The sequence below is a fragment of the Rhodococcus sp. USK10 genome, from assembly GCF_019378875.1.
Lineage (GTDB): Bacteria > Actinomycetota > Actinomycetes > Mycobacteriales > Mycobacteriaceae > Rhodococcus_F > Rhodococcus_F pseudokoreensis.
In genome coordinates this window covers 6,089,788-6,107,213 of sequence record NZ_CP076048.1, presented here as the reverse complement: position 1 = coordinate 6,107,213, position 17,426 = coordinate 6,089,788, and the positions used below count along the sequence as shown (strand labels likewise).

Genomic DNA, 17,426 nt, shown 5'->3' with positions numbered 1-17,426 from the left:
GTCAGGCGGTCCGCTTCTCGACGGCGTCGGCGATGTCGTCGAGGTCCTGCCGGATCATCTTGGTGGTGGCCTTCAGCGCGAACGACCCGAACACCTTCATCAGGAATCGCGAAAAGGCGCCCATGCCGGTTGCTTCCGCCGAGAAATGGAAGGTCAGGGTGGTGCCGGCACCGGCAGGCGTCAGGGTGAACACCGTCGTGTAGTCGGCGCCGCGGGACGACGCCTTCACCACGGTGCGCTTCTCCGGATCGATCTCCGCGACCCACATCTCCTCGGACGACGACTTGCCGAACAGCACCCGGGTCTCACGCCACCGCGTGCCGACCTCGTAGCGCGTCGAGTCCAACCGCTCGACCTTCTCCACGCCGCTCAGAACCGACTCCGCATTGTCCAGATCGGTGAGGACATTCCAGACCGCGCTCGCGGGCGCGTCGATCGTTCGGCTCACTCGGATTTCCGAGGCTGACATGTGGCACCCGTTTCTCTCGGTGTCAGGGCAGGGTCCAGAACAGGGTGGTCACCAGATAGAAGACGACGACCCAGAACACCATAGCTCCGGCGACGACGGCGAGCCCTCGACGGTTCGTCTTCGCTTCGGGAACACCAGGCGCCGGCCGCAGCCAGTGCCCCAGTATCCGGTTCACGTAATACGGCATCGTCACGAAGCTCATGATGAAGCTGGACAGCAGGTTTCCGACGAGCAGGCCGAGCCACAGCGGCATCTTCAGCGGCGACAGCGCGAGGGTGAGGATGACGACCGTCGGATAGAGGCCGACCCACACCGCGATCGACGTCTTGGTCTCGGACGGCGGCGACGCCTCGTGGCCGTTCTCGTCGAACGCGAACCAACTGCCGAAGGAGTTGTCGATGGTGCGCAATTCGAAGTCATGGAACTTCTCCCCCTCCGCGAGCAGTTCCTGCCGTGTCGCCGACGTGAGCCACGTGTCGAGGTCGGCGGCGTTGTCGTAGCGGTACAGCGCGGTCCACTCGTCCTGCACCCCTTCGACGGGGCGGAACAGTTCGCTCCCGCGGAAGCCGTCGAACCTGCTCTCCTCCAGTCGCAGTCGGTCCTGCCACGCGAGGAAGTCGTCGACGTGTTCCGGACGCACGCGGTGCGTCACGACGACCGTCACCAGCGGATCCGCCTCCCGCGCGCCGCCGCCGGTGATGACCTGCTGGGTGGCGGGGCCGTCGAAGTACGGCTGCCCCTGATCCAGTCGGTCCTGCCGGGTGGCGCTGTTGATCCACGCCTGCACGTGGGCGACGGAATCGAATCGGTAGACCACCACCCAGTCGGGTTGCACGGCAGTGGGTGCGGAGATCTCGGCGCCCAGAAAACCGGGGTAGCGGGACGCGGCCGCGTTCATGTCCCGCTGCCAGGCCTCGAAGGCCTCCTCGGAACCGGCACGCACCTTCTGTCCGATGATGACCGTCGCGGCGTCGCCGGTGACCTTCTCGGTGTCCATTGCTTACTCCTCACCGCTCAGGTCGTCGGAACCGATCTGTTCTCGCCGATGCGGCTGTAGATGCGCTCGGGGGTGAGCGGCAACTCGCGGAAACGCACGCCCGTCGCGTCTTCCAGCGCGTTGGCCAGCGCAGGCGCCACCGGGTTGATGCAACACTCCGCCATTCCCTTCGCGCGCATCGGACCGACGGAGTCCGAAGAATCGACCAGCAGCACTTCGGTCCGGGGAATATCGGCGAAGGTGGGGATGCGGTAGTTGCGCAGGTTGGGGTTGGTCATCACACCGTTGTCGTCGACATGGAAGTTCTCGGTCAACACGAATCCGATGCCCTGGGCGACGCCGCCCTCGATCTGGCCGCGCACCTGCACCGGGTTGATGATGACCCCGGCGTCCGTGGCCTGGACGCTGTCGAGGATGCGGATCTCGCCCGTCACCCGGTGGACGGCGATGCGGAAACCGTGAGCGTTGGACACGACGCTGCGCGGCGAACCGTACGCCTTGCGCGCCTCCGTGAACCGGATGCCGCGGGGGCGGGCGGCGTCGAGGAGGTCGGTCAACGGCACCCGTGTGCCGTCGCAGAGCACCGCGTCGTCGTCCATCGAGCAGGACGCGACGTCGACCCCGGTGTGCGCGGCGGCGAACGCCAGGATGCGGGTGCGCAGCGCTTCCGACGCCTGCGACACGGCGTTGCCCGCGACGAATAGGCCCGCACTGGCGAACGCCCCCGTGTCGAAACCCGTGCGGTCGGTGTCGGATTGCACGAGACGCACCCGCGACGGCGTGGTGCCGAGCTGGGTGGCCGCGATCTGCACGTGCGCCGTCGACGTCCCCTCACCGAATTCGACGGTGCCGACGGCGAGTTCGTACACGCCGTCGTCGCCGAGCGTCGCCCACGCCTCCGAGATGTGCTCGGTCGGGGGCGCGGTCTCGTGAAGGCCACACGCGGTGCCCACGCCGACGAGCCAATCCTCGCCCGGCACCTGCCCGTTCCCGGTCCGTCCCAGTGCGGCGTCCACGAGGTCGATGCACTGCCCGAGCCCGTCCTCCCCGAACACGACGTCGTCGGGTCCGTCGTCGATCGCCACGAGTGAGTCGCCGGGTCGGACGATGTTGCGGCGCCGCAACTCGACGGGGTCGATGCCCAGCGCGACCGCCAGCTCGGTGATCGCGGACTCGACCGCGAACGCGGGCTGCGTCATGCCGTACCCGCGCAGCGCCCCGCTGGGCACGGTGTTCGTGTACACGGAGTACGCGTCGAACTTCTTGTTGAGGCACCGGTACGTCGAGATCGCGGCGCCGGCGGCGAACAACGTCTCGCCCCCGTGGTTGCCGTACGCACCCGTGTTCGACACGTTGCGCACCTGGAACGCCGTGAGCGTGCCGTCGGCCCGGGCGCCGAGCTTGACCGTCAGCTTCATCGGGTGCCGCGGCGACGCCGTCGTGAACTCTTCTTCCCGGGTGAACTCGAGGGACACCGGCCTGCGCGTGTCGAGGGTGGCGAGCGCAACCAGATCCTCCGTGATCACCTCCTGCTTGCCGCCGAACGCGCCCCCGACCCGCTCGCAGAACACCCGCAACTGGTCGGGGCGCAGGTCGAACAGGTGAGCCAGCTTGACCTTCGCGATCGACGGCGACTGCGAACTCGTGCGCACGTGCAGGCGGCCGTCCTCCATCCAGGCGATCGACCCGTGCGTCTCGAGATGCGCATGCTGCACCCGCGGCGTGAAGTACGTGCCCTCGTGGATCACGTCGGCCTCGGCGAACCCGGCCTCGACGTCCCCCACCTCACCGTGCAGTTCGAGCAGGATGTTGCGCACCGGGTCCTGGACGAACGGGTCGTCCGAACCGTGCAATTGCGGTGCGCCGTCGGCCATCGCCTCCTCCGGGTCGAACACCGCGGGCAGCACGTCGTATTCGACGACCACCCTGCGGCAGCCCTCCTCCGCGGCGCCGACCGTGTCTGCCACCACCGCGACCACCCGCTGTCCGGCGAACCGGACCGTGTCGTCGAGGATGTACGTGTCGTCGGGGTCGACGAGGTGATCGGTGTGGATCGCGGTCGTGTACAGCTTCCGGGGCACGTCCTTCCACGTGTACACGCGGTGCACTCCGGGGACAGCGAGCGCCGCCGTCCTGTCGATCGACACGATGCGGGCATGGGCGTGCGGCGAATGCAGCACCTTCATGTGCAGCAGGCCCTCGATCTCCGTGTCCATCGTGAATCGGGCGCGGCCCGTGACGACGTCGGTGGCCGCGGGCGCCCCGACGCTGGTGCCGACGGCCCGGCCCGGTTCGGCGACCTCGATCGCGGCGACGCCGTTCACCGCGTCCTCGATCGCGCGGTAGCCGGTGCAGCGGCACAGATTGCCCTTCAACGCGCGGGGCAGGTCGGCTTTCTGCGCGTCGGTGAACGTCGCCGAGGTCATGATCATCCCCGCGGTGCAGAATCCGCACTGGAACCCGGGGGCGTCCCGGAACTGCCGCTGCACCGGATGCAGGTCGTCCGGCGAACCGAGGCCCTCGATGGTGGTCACCTCGCGTCCCTCGGCCCGGAATGCGGGTGTGATGCAGCTGTGCACGGGATCGCCGTCGAGCCACACCGTGCACGCTCCGCAATCGCCTGCGTCGCAACCCTTCTTGACGCCGTGATGGCCGAGCGAACGCACGAACGTCCGCAGGCACTGCCCGGGGTGCGGCTCCTCGTCGAACGTCCTGCCGTTGACGGTGTACGTCATCGCCGACCTCCTGCCGCGAGTTCGATCCGGATCTCCTCGGCGTAATGCTTCGCGAGGTGACGACGGTGGTCGGGGGTGCCGTTGGGGTCGTCGAACCACACGTCCTCGGGTAACGCGTCGATGCTCTGCTGCAGCGTCCCGGCGTCGGGCACGGCGTCGAACGCGAACCGGATCGGACGGGTGGTGCCCGCCGTGATCGTGAGCAGCAGGTCGTCTGCGTCGGTCGACCGGGTTGCGATCATGAACAGTGTCGACCGGCCCAGGTGTGTCAGTGTGAAGCGGCGGTGCGCGTGACGCTTGCGCAGGGCGCCGACCGGGATGTCGATGCGCCGCAGGATCTCACCCGGCGCGAGGATGTTCTCGTGGTTACCCGTGACGAAGTCGGCGGCGTCCACGGTGCGCTCGGACCCGTCGGCCGCCCACAGCGTGTACGTCGCCTCCAGCGCGACGGCCATCGTGATCATCGGACCCGCGGGCAGCGACATGCAGATGTTGCCGCCCACCGTCGCCGAATTCCAGACCTTGAACGACGCCAGGAACGCCTCACAACTCGTTGCGAACAGCGAGCCGGCGAGCCAGTCGCCCGGCGGCGCAAAGGCATACAGGTCACGGACCGTGCACGTCGCCCCGATACCCAGACCCGCATCGCTCGGCACCAGCGAATCCCAGCCGAGCGCCGTCAGATCGACGAGCCTGCGCAGGCCGGGCTGCTGCTCGGAGAACAACCACGTTCCCCCGGCCAGCCACGCGTCGCCGTCCCGCCACTGCGCACCCGGCCGATCGGGTGGTCGCCGCACGACATCGGTGATGGTGTTGAGGTCCATATGACTGCTCCACTCGGGGAAAGTGTCGTCGTTCTCGTACCCGGCCTGCGTCAACTCACCTGACTCTAGACACCGCAGTAGCCGTACCGGCGTTTTTTGCCTTCTTCCACCCGCGCTCGCGACCGTCACCGGTCGTAGCAGACATCCACCGGCCGGGCCCGACCGCTACTCTCAGGTCCATGGCTGCCAAGATCTCCGCCCACGACGTGCTCGAGTTGGTACTGGACGCAGGCAGCTTCGTCTCCTGGGACACCACGCCCGTCGACGCGCGGCCGAACGAAAAGTACCGGTCCGACCTGCAGAAGGCCGCCGAGAAGTCCGGCGTCGACGAATCGGTGATCACCGGCGTCGGCACAGTCCGCGGTCGCCCCGTCGCCGTCATCGCCTGCGAGTTCGCGTTCCTGGCCGGTTCGATCGGTGTGGCCGCTGCCGAGCGAATCGTCTCCGCCATCGAACGCGCCACCCGTGAGGGTCTCCCCCTGCTCGCCTCCCCGACGTCGGGCGGCACCCGAATGCAGGAGGGCACCGTCGCCTTCGTGCAGATGGTGAAGATCGCGGCGGCCGTCGCCACCCACAAGGCCGCCCACCTCCCCTACCTCGTGTATCTGCGGAACCCGACCACCGGCGGCGTGTTCGCGTCCTGGGGTTCCCTCGGACACATCACGGTGGCCGAACCCGGTGCGCTCGTCGGGTTCCTCGGGCCCCGCGTCTACGAGGCGCTGTACGGCGAGAAGTTCCCGGAAGGCGTGCAGACCTCCGAGAACCTGTACCGCAACGGCGTCATCGACGGCGTCGTGCCCGCCACCCGCCTCCGCAGGCTCGTGCACCGTGCGTTGCGGGTGCTGATCGATCCGCCGACGCCACCCGCCGCCACCGAACCGGTGCCGGACGTCGACATCCCCGACGTTCCCGCGTGGCAGTCGGTGATGCTGTCGCGGCGCGCCGACCGGCCCGGCATCCGCCACCTGCTGCGGCACGCGGCCACCGAGCAGGTGCCCCTCAGCGGCACCGGTCAGGGCGAGACCGAGGGGACGGTGCTGTTGTCGCTGGCCCGTTTCCGCGGCGCGCCGTGCGTGCTGCTCGGCCAGGACCGCGCCGGCCAGTCGGCGCTGAACACGATGGGGCCCGCCGCCCTCCGCGAGGCACGCCGCGGCATGCGGTTGGCCGAGGAGTTGCAGATCCCCCTCGTCCTGGTGATCGACACCCTCGGTGCGGCGTTGTCGCAGGAGGCGGAGGAGCGTGGGCTGGCCCCCGAGATCGCGCGCTGCATCTCCGACCTCGTGACGTTGAAGACGCCGACCGTGTCCGTTCTGCTCGGTCAGGGCACCGGCGGCGGGGCGCTGGCGTTCCTGCCCGCCGACCGCGTGCTCGCCGCACAGAACGGGTGGCTGGCCCCGCTGCCTCCCGAAGGTGCCAGCGCCATCGTCCACCGCGACACCACCCACGCACCCGAGATGGCGGCCGCCCAGGGCATCCGTTCCCTCGACCTGCTGCGGGACGGCGTCATCGACGCCATCATTCCCGAGCATCCGGACGCCGCCGACGAGGCCGTCGACTTCTCCAAACGGGTCGGCGAGGCCATCTCCCGGGAACTCCGCGCCCTGACCGGGGTCCCGGAGAGCGAACGCTTCGCGGCCCGGCTCGCCCGCTACCGGAACCTCGGCCTGAACTAGGACAGTTTGACGGTCGGCTTGTACATGTCCATCCACAGTGCGAGGTCGAGGGTGCGCTCGAGTCCGCGACGCGACACCTGAGTGATCTGCGGGGTGTCGACGGACACCGCCCGCGACAGCCAGTCCGCGCTGACCAGGCCGAACACCGGGTGCGACGGGTCACCGAGCAGATCTTTGCCGTGCTGCTGCAATGCCACCGCGTACTTCGGGTCCTGGGTGGACGGGTACGGCGACTTCACCCGGTCGATCACCGACTGCGGAAGCACATCCCTCGTCGCGGCCCGCAACAACGACTTCTCCTTGCCGTCGAACGTCTTCAGCGACCACGGCGTGTTGTACACGTACTCGACCAGCCGGTGATCGCAGAACGGCACCCGCACCTCGAGTCCGACGGCCATGCTCGCGCGGTCCTTGCGGTCGAGCAGGACCCGGACGAACCGCGTCAGATGCAGGTAGCAGATCTTGCGCATCCGCCATTCGAAGTCGGATTCGCCGTCCAGCCGGTCGATCCCGGATATCGCCGCATCGTACGAATCCTGCACGTAGTCGTCGATGTGCAGCCCCGCCGTCACATCCGGGGTGAAAATGTTGCTCTCGTCGCCGAAGTGCTCGGCGAACTGCACGAGCCATGGGAAGGTGTTCGCCTGTTGCGCCTTCGGATCGAAAAACTGCTTGTAGCCGCCGAACACCTCGTCGGCCGACTCGCCGGACAACGCCACGGTGGAGTGCTGACGGATCGCCTTGAACAGCAGATACAGCGAAGCATCCATGTCGCCGAGACCCATCGGAATGTCGCGTGCCCGGATGACCTTCGCGCGCACCGCGGGATCGGCGAGGTCGTCGGAGTCGAGGACGATGTCCTGGTGCGCCGTCCCGGATCTGCGGGCCACGTCGTGCACGTACGGAGTGTCCGGGGTGCCCCGCAGTTCGTCGGCGACGAAATGTTCGGTCTGCCCGACGAAATCGACGGCGAACGTGCGGACCGTCTCCCCCACCTCGGCGAGTTGCTCGGCGGCGATTCCCGTCATCGCCGAGGAGTCGAGACCACCGGACAGCAGCGTGCAGCGCGGCACGTCCGCGACCAGTTGCCTGCGGACGATGTCGTCGAGCAGTTCGCGGACGTGCGCGACGGACGTGTCCCGGTCGTCGGTGTGCGGGCGGGTCTGCAGGGTCCAGTACCGGTGCGTCCGCAATCCGCTGCGTGAGACAGTGACCACCGTGCCCGGCTCCACCTCACGCATGCCCTCCCACACGGCGTGGCCCGGCGTCTTCACGAACGCGAACAGCTCACGGATCCCATCCATCGTGACGGTCGGCTCGACGATCGGATTGGCAAGGATCGCTTTGGGTTCCGAACCGAACAGCACCCCGTCTGGGGTCTCGTAGTAGTAGAACGGCTTGATGCCCATGCGGTCGCGGATCATCACCAGGGTGTCGGTCCGCGAATCCCAGACGGCGAACGCGTACATGCCGTTGAGCCGCTCCGCGACGGCACCGCCCCACTCCAGGTATCCGTGGAGCACCACCTCGGTGTCGGAGTTCGTGACGAACCGGTGGCCGCGCCCGTACAGTTCCTCGCGCAGTTCACCGAAGTTGTACACCTCCCCGGAGTAGACCATCGCCACGGTCCCGCCGGGGGTGTCCACGCTCATCGGCTGATGCCCGCCCGGCAGGTCGATGATCGCGAGCCGTCGATGCCCGAGCGCTGCGTGTTCGACGACCCACGTGCCGCGATCGTCCGGCCCCCGGCAGTTCATCGTCTCGGCCATGGCATCCACGGTGGACTGCTCGACGCGTAGATCGCGGTCGAACGAGATCCATCCGGTGATTCCGCACATTTGTTCCTCCGGCTGTCGCTGGCGCTCTTCCTTCGGCGCATGGTCAGTTGCGAGGCGGTGAACCGAGTCCGAACCGTAGCAATCACATTGACAGTTCTTTACTCTTGCTAACCACCTATATTCCACGGTAACCCTTTTCGGCGCACAGGCGGCGAGCCCGCAATCGTCGCCGGTCAGAACGGTGCGGGTTCGTCGGTCGCGTCGGGGTCGGGTACGCGTTCGCCGGGCGACCGCCGCCGCACCGCTTCCAGGTGTGCCTGCCGTCGGCGGCGCTCGGCCCGGATCCGTGCCGCAGTGTTCTGCGCACGGGTGCGGCGGCGGGTCGTGGGGTCAGCGCCTCGGTCACGCCCGTGTCCGCCGAGGATTCCCGACGACCGCGGCCGGTACCGGTGTCCGGTGGGCGCGACCAACTCGATCCCACCGTCGGCGTTCACCTGCCAGTGACCGGAATGTTTGAGCCGGTGATGGTTTCGACAGTAGGCGGTGATGTTCCCCGCCACCGTCGGACCTCCCGCGGAAGGATCGGAATGGTCGAACGGCCGATGATGATCGAGGTCCGTGTTCCAGGCGGCCACATCGCAGTGCAGCCATTCGCATCCGCCGGCCAGCACCCGCATCCACGTGTCGAGCACGGCGCCGGGACGGTAGGTGGTCGGAGTTTCAGAGTTCGGCGCCTGCACCGGTTCGACGTCCGCGTCGGCGGCGATGTCGCGTGCGTGCGCCGCGTCGACGATTCCGTAGCCGTCGAGGTAGGCCGGTTCGTCACTGCCGCCGAGCGTGGAGTCGAGCATGATCAGGTGTACGAGGGGCTTGCGCGCGGTGGTCGCGATGCGGGAGTCCTGGCCGCAATCGACCCGCCCGCACTCACACTTCACGCATCCGGCACCGTCGACGAGAGCGGACAGTCCATCGGCCCTTCTCTGTTCGTACGTTCGAAGATCTTTCGGGCACACAATGTTTGCCAGTTCGCGCAGACGTGCGTCGAATGCCCGGCCCTGGGCGGCGGGGACGGATCCGAGGATGCGGCACATGCCGTCCTCGGCCGCGCTGACACCGACGAACCTGTCGGCCTGCGCCTTCTCCCGCTTGGCCCGCACCCCTTCCGGATCAAGCCTCGCGATGATGCGGTTGGCCGCGTTGGTCAGCCTGCGGCCGGTCAACCCGGTTCCACCGGTCCGTTGTGGGGCCAGAACTTGTTCGAGGAGTTGATGTTCGACCTCGACAATATGGTCGTCGGTGACGTTTGCCGTCGCGTCCTCGATCAGGCGGACCCGGTACAGGTCGAGGTCGCCGCGCGCCATGGCCTCGCGGGTCGCAGGCAACCGGGTGCGCAGCGACATGCCCAGGCCGATCAGGCGACCCGCCGCCGCTCGCCCCATGGTGAGTGCGGCACCGATCTCGGCCTCGACCACTTCGTGCGCGGTCGACGTCCATGCCCCGTCGGACTCGATCTCGGCAGTGCGGCGCACGAACAGCTCTGCGTTGACTTCCTCTCGGCCGTGAACGACCGAGATTCCCCGCGGGACTCGCGTCCCGAGGGTCCTGTTTCACCGACAGTCGCCTCCCCACACGTCATGTGCGGGGTGGTCTCACACCGTCTCCGCAGGCTGCCACCGCCAGTCCGACGGCCAAAATATTCCTCGCCGCGTTCACATCCCGATCATGGACGGCGCCGCACCGGCACACCCACTCCCGCACATCCAGCGGCATCGCCGACGCGATCACCCCGCACACCGAGCAGGTCTTCGACGACGGACAGAACCGGTCGACCGCCACCACCCGCCGCCCATACCAGGCGGCCTTGTACTCGAGCATCGACCGGAACTCCGACCAACCCGCATCCGAGATCGCCCGAGACAACGACCGATTCTTCACCATGTTCCGCACACTCAGATCCTCGATGGCGATCACTTGATTTTCGCGCACCAATCGAGTGGAAAGTTTGTGCAGATAATCGCGACGCCGATCAGCGATCCGGCCATGGATCTTCGCGACCTTCAGTCGGGCCTTGGCCCGATTACGCGATCCCTTCTCCTTCTTGGCCAGTACCCGTTGCGCCTTCGCCAGCCGCGCACGGTCCCTGCGCTCGTGTCGCGGGTTGGTGATCTTCTCCCCCGTCGAGAGCGTGTACAGGCTGGTGATCCCGGCGTCGAGCCCCACCACCCGATCGGCCGGCTCGAGCTCGCTGATGGTGTCCTCGACGAGGATCGAGATGTGGTACTGCCCGCGAGCATTGCGCGAGACCGTCACCTGCGACGGCACAGCCCCCTCGGGTAACGGCCTCGACCACCGAATATCCAAGGGTTCGGACTGCTTGGCCAACCGGAGCTGCCCGCCCCGGTAGGTGAAGCAGTTCGAGAAGTAGGTAGCCGAATCCTTCGACCGGCCCTTCTTCTTGAACTGCGGGTAGCGGGACTGCCCGCGCCAGAACCTGTCGTAGGCGCCCTGCAACTGCCTCAGCGATTCCTGCAGCGGCCCCTTCGACGGCTCCGCCAACCACGCGGTCTCCGCCTCCCGTTTCCATCCGGTGAGCATCGTCGAGGTGTCCGCGTAGGTGACCCGTCGCTGCTCCTGCGACCAGGCACGGGACCGCTCGGCCAACGCCCGGTTGTAGACATACCGGGTGCACCCGAACGTCCGAGCAAGCTGCTCCGCCTGCACCGCAGTCGGATAGAAACGGTACTTGAACGCCCGCTTCACCACCCTCCCCGCCATGACCCAGACACTAACCCCATGGTCCGACAAAACCAGATCGGCTCACCCTGCCCTGAAGGACCGGGTTTGCGCCGAAAGACTCACGGATCAACTCGACCAGACCCACGTCGGATTCCGCGTCGGCGAGACAGCAGACCGTCTCGCTAATCCCCCGATCCAATACCCCCGTATCGAACATGTGCCCCTCCTTACGTTTGTGTGGGCAGTTTTACCTCGATTCCGCCGAGATTGAGATAGATCATCGCCTTGAGTGATTCCGCTGAATGATGCCCGTAACCGCGGGCATTGATCAGTCTGATCGTCGAGTTGATCCCCTCGATAAGGGCATTGGATATCCCCAACTCGATTGCTGCACAGATTTGCTCGGATTTCTTGTCGATCATGCGCGCCAGTTGTACGAACGCATCGATCCCGCAGGACCGCGCTTCTTCGATCCACCGCCGTAGATACCGTGCAGCGTTCCGGGGCGCGATCTTGCGGTAGAGATCGCGGAACTGCTCCTTCAGACGCCACGCTGTCCCGACCTCGGTGTCGGCTGCGGTCACCGTCCGCAGCAACGACTTGTGTTTCTTGGTGAGCCGATTCTTACCGAGCCGCAACACTGTGCGAGCTTTACGCCATTCCGGGGCTTGCATCGACAAGGTCCGGCGAACAGACGCCGCGTCGGAGAACACACGATCCAATGCTCGGTTCACCCACTGCATCACGTGAAAGGGGTCCACACACTGACGAGCCTGCGGGACGTGATCCTCTGCGGCGGCTCGGAAGGCGGGAGAGCCGTCCATCGACACCACCTGCACCTTGTCGCGCTCTTTCGCCGACTGTTGCTCGAAGAACTCCGAAAACGAGTCTCGGCCTCGGCCCTCGGTGATGTAGACGACCTTGCCGGTGTCGTGATCGCCGACGATGGTGAGGTACTTGTGCGGATGTCGGTAGCAGATTTCGTCGACTCCGATTCGATACAAATTCTCGAGCCTGCGCGAGTCGATCAACGCATCGACTGCCCGTGTGACGATGGAGGTGACCGTCCGCCATGCACAGCGCATCAAGGTCGACACCGAGGTCCGATCGGTGCGGGTGACCAACCACAGCACCATGTCCTCGAAGTCGCGTGTATGCCGTGCTGTCGGACGCGCCCACGGAATGTCCTCGGTCCGGACGCCGCAGGTCGGGCACTCGATCCGTCGGATCGGATACTTCAACCACACCTTGTGGCGGCCGAAGTCGAGATGGCGCCACCGCCGCGGCGCGTGGTCGTAGGCAGCGGCGCTCGTGTAGCCGCATGGGCACTTCACGCGGCGTGCTGCGAGCCTGACGGTGACCTCGACGGAGTCGTCTGTGATCGACACGCACGTGTAGCGGTCCTCCGGGTTGAGGTTGGTGTAGGAACCCCGAAATCTAGAGACCCAACACGTGAGCGTCCCTCATTCCACCGGCAACTCGCCGAACACTGCGTCCAACAACCCACCCTGAACAGTAGAAATGACGCCCACACAAACCTCAGGAGCGCCACATGTGTTCTACACTAGCGAAAACCCATGCGCCCCAAAATACCCCGACAGGACCCGCCTCTAGCCACTCCCTGCCACGATGGCGGGCACGGTGGCGGCGACGATGATGGCAGCGTTGACGGCGTCGACGGATGCACGTACGGCCTTGCCTGCCCAGTCGCCTTCGGCGATGTCTTTCGCCCGCTTCTTCACGGCGCGACGGTCGGCGTCCGGGAACAGCTTCGGGGCGGCGTCGACGGCGGAGAGGAGCGAGACGAGTGCGGCGGTGCGCGGAGTGGGGGTGACCCCGTCGAGGAGCGCGGCCCCCAGTTCGTTCCGCACCGCGCGTTCGTGGCTGCCGTCGACCTCCGGCCACCGGGTGGTGGGGAAGATGCCGAGCACCTTACCCTTCTCCTCGCGGACCCATCCCGCGTCGACGATGCGCTTCGCGAGTTCGTCGCGCAGATTCTTGGTGAGCTTCTCGATCGCTGCTTCCGGTTTCAGCGGCTTCGACCTACCGATGAGATCGACTGCCCGCGCGAGCAGCGGATCCTGCGGCCTCGCGCCGTCCCGGACGACGAGGCGACCCTTCTTGACGTCCTCACCGGGTTCGGCGGGCGTGACGACGTCGCCGAGAGCCAGTTCCAGCAGAACGGCGCCTGCGAGGACGCGCGGCAACCTGGTCCGGTCCACGACGGGTTTGCCCGACGCGTCGTCGAGCAGCAGCAACAGCAGATCTTCGGCGAGCAGCGTCATGCTTCCACGATAGGTCCGGCGGCGACGCGAAGTCCGGTGTCCGTTCAGCCGCCCCGCGGAATGTTTGCCGGTTACCGTGAAGGGGGAATGTTTCCGGGTATCAGCGGACGGTTGTCGGGCACCGCAGTCAAGCACGAGGAGCGGCTATGAGCGCGATCGGACACTGTCGGGCACTCCTGGCGGTCGCCGTCCTTGCTTCGTCTGCCATGTTCGGTCAGGTGGCGACGGCGTCTGCGGACGAGTGGCGGGCCCTTCCCGCCGACAAGCCGGCCTCGGCGGACGGCTCGGCCCTCGACCACGTCGAGGAGATCAACGACCGTCAGCTGAACATGTTCGTCTACTCGGCGGCGATGGATAAGGTGATCCTCCTCGAGGTCATCCGCCCCGCTGACACGAGCGTCCCCCGGCCGACTCTGTACCTGCTCAACGGTGCCGGTGGCGGTGAGGATTCGGCGACGTGGCAGGCGCGGACGGACGTGGTCGACTTCTTCGCCGACAAGAACGTCAACGTCGTCACTCCCGTCGGCGGCGCCTACAGCTACTACACCGACTGGCAGAAGCCCGATCCCGTCCTCGGCGTCAACGAATGGACCACGTTCCTCACCGAGGAGCTTCCGCCGATCGTCGACGCCACGCTCGGAACGACCGGCGCCAACGCCATCGCGGGACTGTCGATGTCGGGCACCTCCGTCCTGAGCCTGGCCGAGGCGGCACCCTCGCTGTACCGGGCGGTCGGCGCGTTCAGCGGGTGCGCCGAGACGAGCACCCAGCCGGGCCGCGACTACGTCACGTTCGTCGTCAGCGTGCGTGGCGGCGACGTCGAGAACATGTGGGGACCGTACGACGACCCGGATTGGGTGGCCAACGACCCCGTCGTCAATGCCGAGAAGCTGCGCGGAATCGACTTGTACATCAGCAATGCCACCGGACTTCCGGGCGTCCACGAGAACCTCAACGGCCCGGACATCAACGGGGACGTCGGCGTGCTGGCCAACCAGGTGATCGTGGGCGGCATCATCGAGGCCGGAACCAACGAGTGCACCCATCGGCTGGCCGACCGGCTGAACTCGCTGGGAATCCCCGCGACGTACGACTTCCGGCCCACCGGCACCCACTCGTGGGGCTACTGGCAGGACGACCTGCACAACTCGTGGCCGATGATCTCCGGCTCCCTGGGCCTCTGACCGGCACACCGCACAACTCCGCCGGGCGACGAAAGGCCACCGTTCGGCGCAGGCCTCGGCACCGGCCGTCCGGACGGTGTCCCGGACACCCGACGTCGCATAGGGTGTTTCGGGTCACAGGACGACGAGAGGACGTGCATCGATGAGCTCCCCCGGAACTGCGCCTTCGAGCGACAACCATGGCCAGAGCTACGCCGAGGTCTACCGCCGGAGCGCCGACAGTCCCGAGGAGTTCTGGCTGGCGGCCGCCGGTGCCGTCGAGTGGGAACAGCCGCCGACGCGAGCACTCGACGATTCCGCTGCCCCGATGTACCGGTGGTTTCCGGACGCGTCGCTGAACACCTGCTTCAACGCCCTGGACCGGCACGTGCGCGACGGCGACGGGGACCGGGCTGCGTTGATCTACGACTCGGCGATGGTCCCCGACGCGTCCCGCACGTACACCTACGCAGAACTTCTCGACGAGGTATCCCGATTCGCCGGCGTCCTGAGGGACCAGGGCGTGGTGGCCGGGGACCGCGTGATCGTCTACATGCCGATGATCCCCGAGGCGGCGATCGCGATGCTGGCCTGCGCCCGCATCGGCGCCGTGCACTCCGTGGTGTTCGGGGGTTTCGCCGCGAAGGAACTCGCGACGCGCATCGACGACGCCGGACCGGTGGTCCTGGTGACGGCGTCGGGCGGCCTCGAGCCCGGGCGCACGGTCGAATACCTCCCGATGGTGGCGAAGGCGCTGGAGTTGTCCGCCACCCCTCCTCACACGGTGATCGTCAAGGACCGGGAGCAGGTCCCCGGGTCGGCCGCCGACTATCAGGGCGGCGACGCGGCGTGGTTCGACTGGGACGCGCTGGTGGCGGATGCCGCACCCGCGGAGCCGGTTCCGGTGGCCGCGACGGACCCCCTGTACATCCTGTACACGTCCGGCACCACCGGGAAGCCGAAGGGCGTGATCCGCGACAACGGCGGGCACGCGGTCGCGCTCACGTGGTCGATGCGCAACATCTACGACATCGGGCCGGGCGACGTGTGGTGGACCGCGTCCGACGTCGGCTGGGTGGTCGGCCACTCGTACATCGTCTACGGGCCGCTCCTCGTCGGTGCCACGTCCGTGCTCTACGAGGGCAAGCCGGTCGGGACCCCCGATGCGGGGGCGTTCTGGCGGGTGATCTCCGATCACAGGGTGGCGGCCCTGTTCACGGCACCGACCGCGATCCGCGCGGTGCGCAAGGCCGATCCCGATGCGAAAGAGATCGAGAAGTACGACATCTCCTCACTGAAGACGCTGTTCGCGGCGGGCGAGCGCCTCGACCCCGACACGTACGCGTGGGCCACCCGCGTCCTCGACCGGCCCGTCGTCGACCACTGGTGGCAGACCGAGACGGGCTGGGCGATCTGCGCCAACCTGCGCGGGCTCGAACCGATGCCGCTGAAGGCCGGATCCCCCACCGTCCCGGTCCCCGGGTACCGGGTAGGCGTCGTCGACGGGCAGGGGAACGCGGTTCCGGCGGGGGCCGAGGGCAACATCGTGATCGGCCTGCCCCTGCCTCCGGGGACGCTGGCCGGGTTGTGGCGCGACCCGGAGCGGTACGTGAAGTCCTACCTGGCCACGTTCGAGGGCTACTACCTCACCGGCGACTCCGGGTACATCGACGAGGACGGGTACGTGTTCGTCCTCGGGCGCAGCGACGACGTCATCAACGTTGCCGGACATCGGCTTTCGACCGGCAGCATGGAGGCCGTCGTCGCCGGGCACTCCGCGGTGGCCGAGTGCGCGGTGGTCGGGATCCGCGACGAACTCAAGGGGCAGCGGCCCAGCGGTTACGTGGTGCTCAAGGCCGGCGTCGACATCGACCCCGAGACGCTCCGCACCGAACTGGTCGCGATGGTGCGCGACCAGATCGGGGCCGTCGCCACGTTCCGCGACGTGACGGTCGTGCAGGCGCTGCCCAAGACCCGCTCCGGCAAGATCCTGCGCAAGACCATGCGGCAGATCGCCGATCACGAGGAGTACACGGTGCCCTCCACCATCGAGGACGTCGCCGTCCTCGACGCGCTGAAGAAGCAGTTGGGCGGCTGACCGCTCAGACCCGCACGGCCGAGTCGAGTGCCTGATCCACCAGCACCCCGACGCGGTCCGCTTCGAGGGGGTCGAGGTCGAACAGGATGCGGTAGACGATCGGCGCCACCACGTGGTCGATCACGTGCTCGACCACGCTCTGACCACGCGAGCCGGCCGGCTCCCCGCGTCCGAGGATCGTCTCGATCTGGGTGCGGCAGAACGTCGCGCACTGGAGCGGATTGGTGTCGCCGCTCATCACGACGTCACGCAGCGCCGACCGCCCCACCGGCGAGGACATCTCCTCGAGGTACTCCTGTGCCCAGGCGACGAGGTCGCCTCGCACACTGCCGGTTTCACGCGGGGGCGCGTCGGGGCGCAGTCGCTCGATCGCGACGTCCGCGAACACCTCGGTGATGTCGCCCCAGCGCCGGTAGATGGTCGACGGGGTGACCCCGGCGTCGGCGGCGATCATCGGGACGGTGATCTCTGCTCGGTCGCGCTCGTCGAGGAGCTTGCGGGTGGACGCGTGCACCGCCTGCTGGATGCGGGCGCTGCGCCCACCGGGGCGTGGACCTGGAGCCGGACTCATGACCCCATGCTAACGCAAAGCTGTTGCATTAAGAATGACCGCGGCGTAGCGTCCATTAACGCAAACCTTTTGCTTTAACGTTCTCCGGGAGTACGCC

The 17,426-nt window shown here is 67.3% G+C and carries 13 protein-coding genes; 3 read left to right on the top strand and 10 right to left on the bottom strand.

The features are described from left to right. Nucleotide 1: 1 nt before the first annotated feature. The 4 genes from I1A62_RS35305 to I1A62_RS35290 are packed head-to-tail and all read right to left on the bottom strand — an operon-like array spanning nucleotide 2 to nucleotide 5,025. Complete coding sequence (locus tag I1A62_RS35305; RefSeq protein WP_124394985.1) at nucleotides 2-469, bottom strand: SRPBCC family protein; 468 nt, start codon at nucleotides 467-469, stop codon at nucleotides 2-4. 22 nt (nucleotides 470-491) lie between these two features. Then, a complete protein-coding gene (locus I1A62_RS35300) occupies nucleotides 492-1,466 on the bottom strand; it encodes an antibiotic biosynthesis monooxygenase (RefSeq protein ID WP_219456886.1) in 975 nt (324 codons plus the stop codon). 17 nt (nucleotides 1,467-1,483) lie between these two features. Beyond that, nucleotides 1,484-4,201 carry a molybdopterin-dependent oxidoreductase gene (locus I1A62_RS35295; protein WP_219456884.1) on the bottom strand — a complete coding sequence of 906 codons (2,718 nt, stop codon included), beginning with the start codon at nucleotides 4,199-4,201 and terminating at the stop codon, nucleotides 1,484-1,486. After that, nucleotides 4,198-5,025, bottom strand: coding sequence for an FAD binding domain-containing protein (locus I1A62_RS35290; RefSeq protein ID WP_219461608.1), 828 nt, complete (start codon nucleotides 5,023-5,025; stop codon nucleotides 4,198-4,200). The genes I1A62_RS35295 and I1A62_RS35290 overlap by 4 nt, the downstream gene beginning before the upstream one ends. Before the next feature lie 179 nt (nucleotides 5,026-5,204). Here I1A62_RS35290 and I1A62_RS35285 point away from each other — a divergent pair, with 179 nt between their 5' ends. Then, entirely contained in the window at nucleotides 5,205-6,698 is a 1,494-nt protein-coding gene (locus I1A62_RS35285; RefSeq protein WP_219456882.1) for a carboxyl transferase domain-containing protein, read from the top strand. On the opposite strand, the gene asnB is transcribed toward I1A62_RS35285, so the two are convergent. The 5 genes from asnB to I1A62_RS35260 form a co-directional block, all read right to left on the bottom strand. Continuing rightward, complete coding sequence (gene asnB / locus I1A62_RS35280) at nucleotides 6,695-8,536, bottom strand: asparagine synthase (glutamine-hydrolyzing) (protein WP_219456881.1); 1,842 nt, start codon at nucleotides 8,534-8,536, stop codon at nucleotides 6,695-6,697. The two genes, I1A62_RS35285 and asnB, sit on opposite strands and share 4 nt — an antisense overlap. A 173-nt stretch (nucleotides 8,537-8,709) precedes the next feature. Continuing rightward, a complete protein-coding gene (locus I1A62_RS35275; protein ID WP_219461606.1) occupies nucleotides 8,710-10,050 on the bottom strand; it encodes a DUF222 domain-containing protein in 1,341 nt (446 codons plus the stop codon). A gap of 58 nt (nucleotides 10,051-10,108) precedes the next feature. Then, nucleotides 10,109-11,251, bottom strand: coding sequence for an RNA-guided endonuclease TnpB family protein (locus I1A62_RS35270; protein ID WP_219456879.1), 1,143 nt, complete (start codon nucleotides 11,249-11,251; stop codon nucleotides 10,109-10,111). A 188-nt stretch (nucleotides 11,252-11,439) separates the two neighbouring features. Next, nucleotides 11,440-12,600 (bottom strand): ISL3 family transposase, encoded by a 1,161-nt coding sequence (locus I1A62_RS35265; RefSeq protein WP_219456877.1) that lies wholly within the window; start codon nucleotides 12,598-12,600, stop codon nucleotides 11,440-11,442. A gap of 222 nt (nucleotides 12,601-12,822) precedes the next feature. Beyond that, entirely contained in the window at nucleotides 12,823-13,497 is a 675-nt protein-coding gene (locus tag I1A62_RS35260) for a GPP34 family phosphoprotein (RefSeq protein WP_124394976.1), read from the bottom strand. Between the two features lie 146 nt (nucleotides 13,498-13,643). Between I1A62_RS35260 and I1A62_RS35255 the strand changes: the two genes are divergently transcribed. After that, a complete protein-coding gene (locus I1A62_RS35255) occupies nucleotides 13,644-14,681 on the top strand; it encodes an alpha/beta hydrolase family protein (RefSeq protein WP_219456875.1) in 1,038 nt (345 codons plus the stop codon). 142 nt (nucleotides 14,682-14,823) lie between these two features. After that, nucleotides 14,824-16,758 (top strand): propionyl-CoA synthetase, encoded by a 1,935-nt coding sequence (locus tag I1A62_RS35250; protein ID WP_219456873.1) that lies wholly within the window; start codon nucleotides 14,824-14,826, stop codon nucleotides 16,756-16,758. Between the two features lie 4 nt (nucleotides 16,759-16,762). Here I1A62_RS35250 and I1A62_RS35245 read toward each other — a convergent pair whose 3' ends face one another. Continuing rightward, entirely contained in the window at nucleotides 16,763-17,329 is a 567-nt protein-coding gene (locus I1A62_RS35245) for a TetR/AcrR family transcriptional regulator (RefSeq protein WP_219456872.1), read from the bottom strand. Nucleotides 17,330-17,426 lie beyond the last annotated feature (97 nt).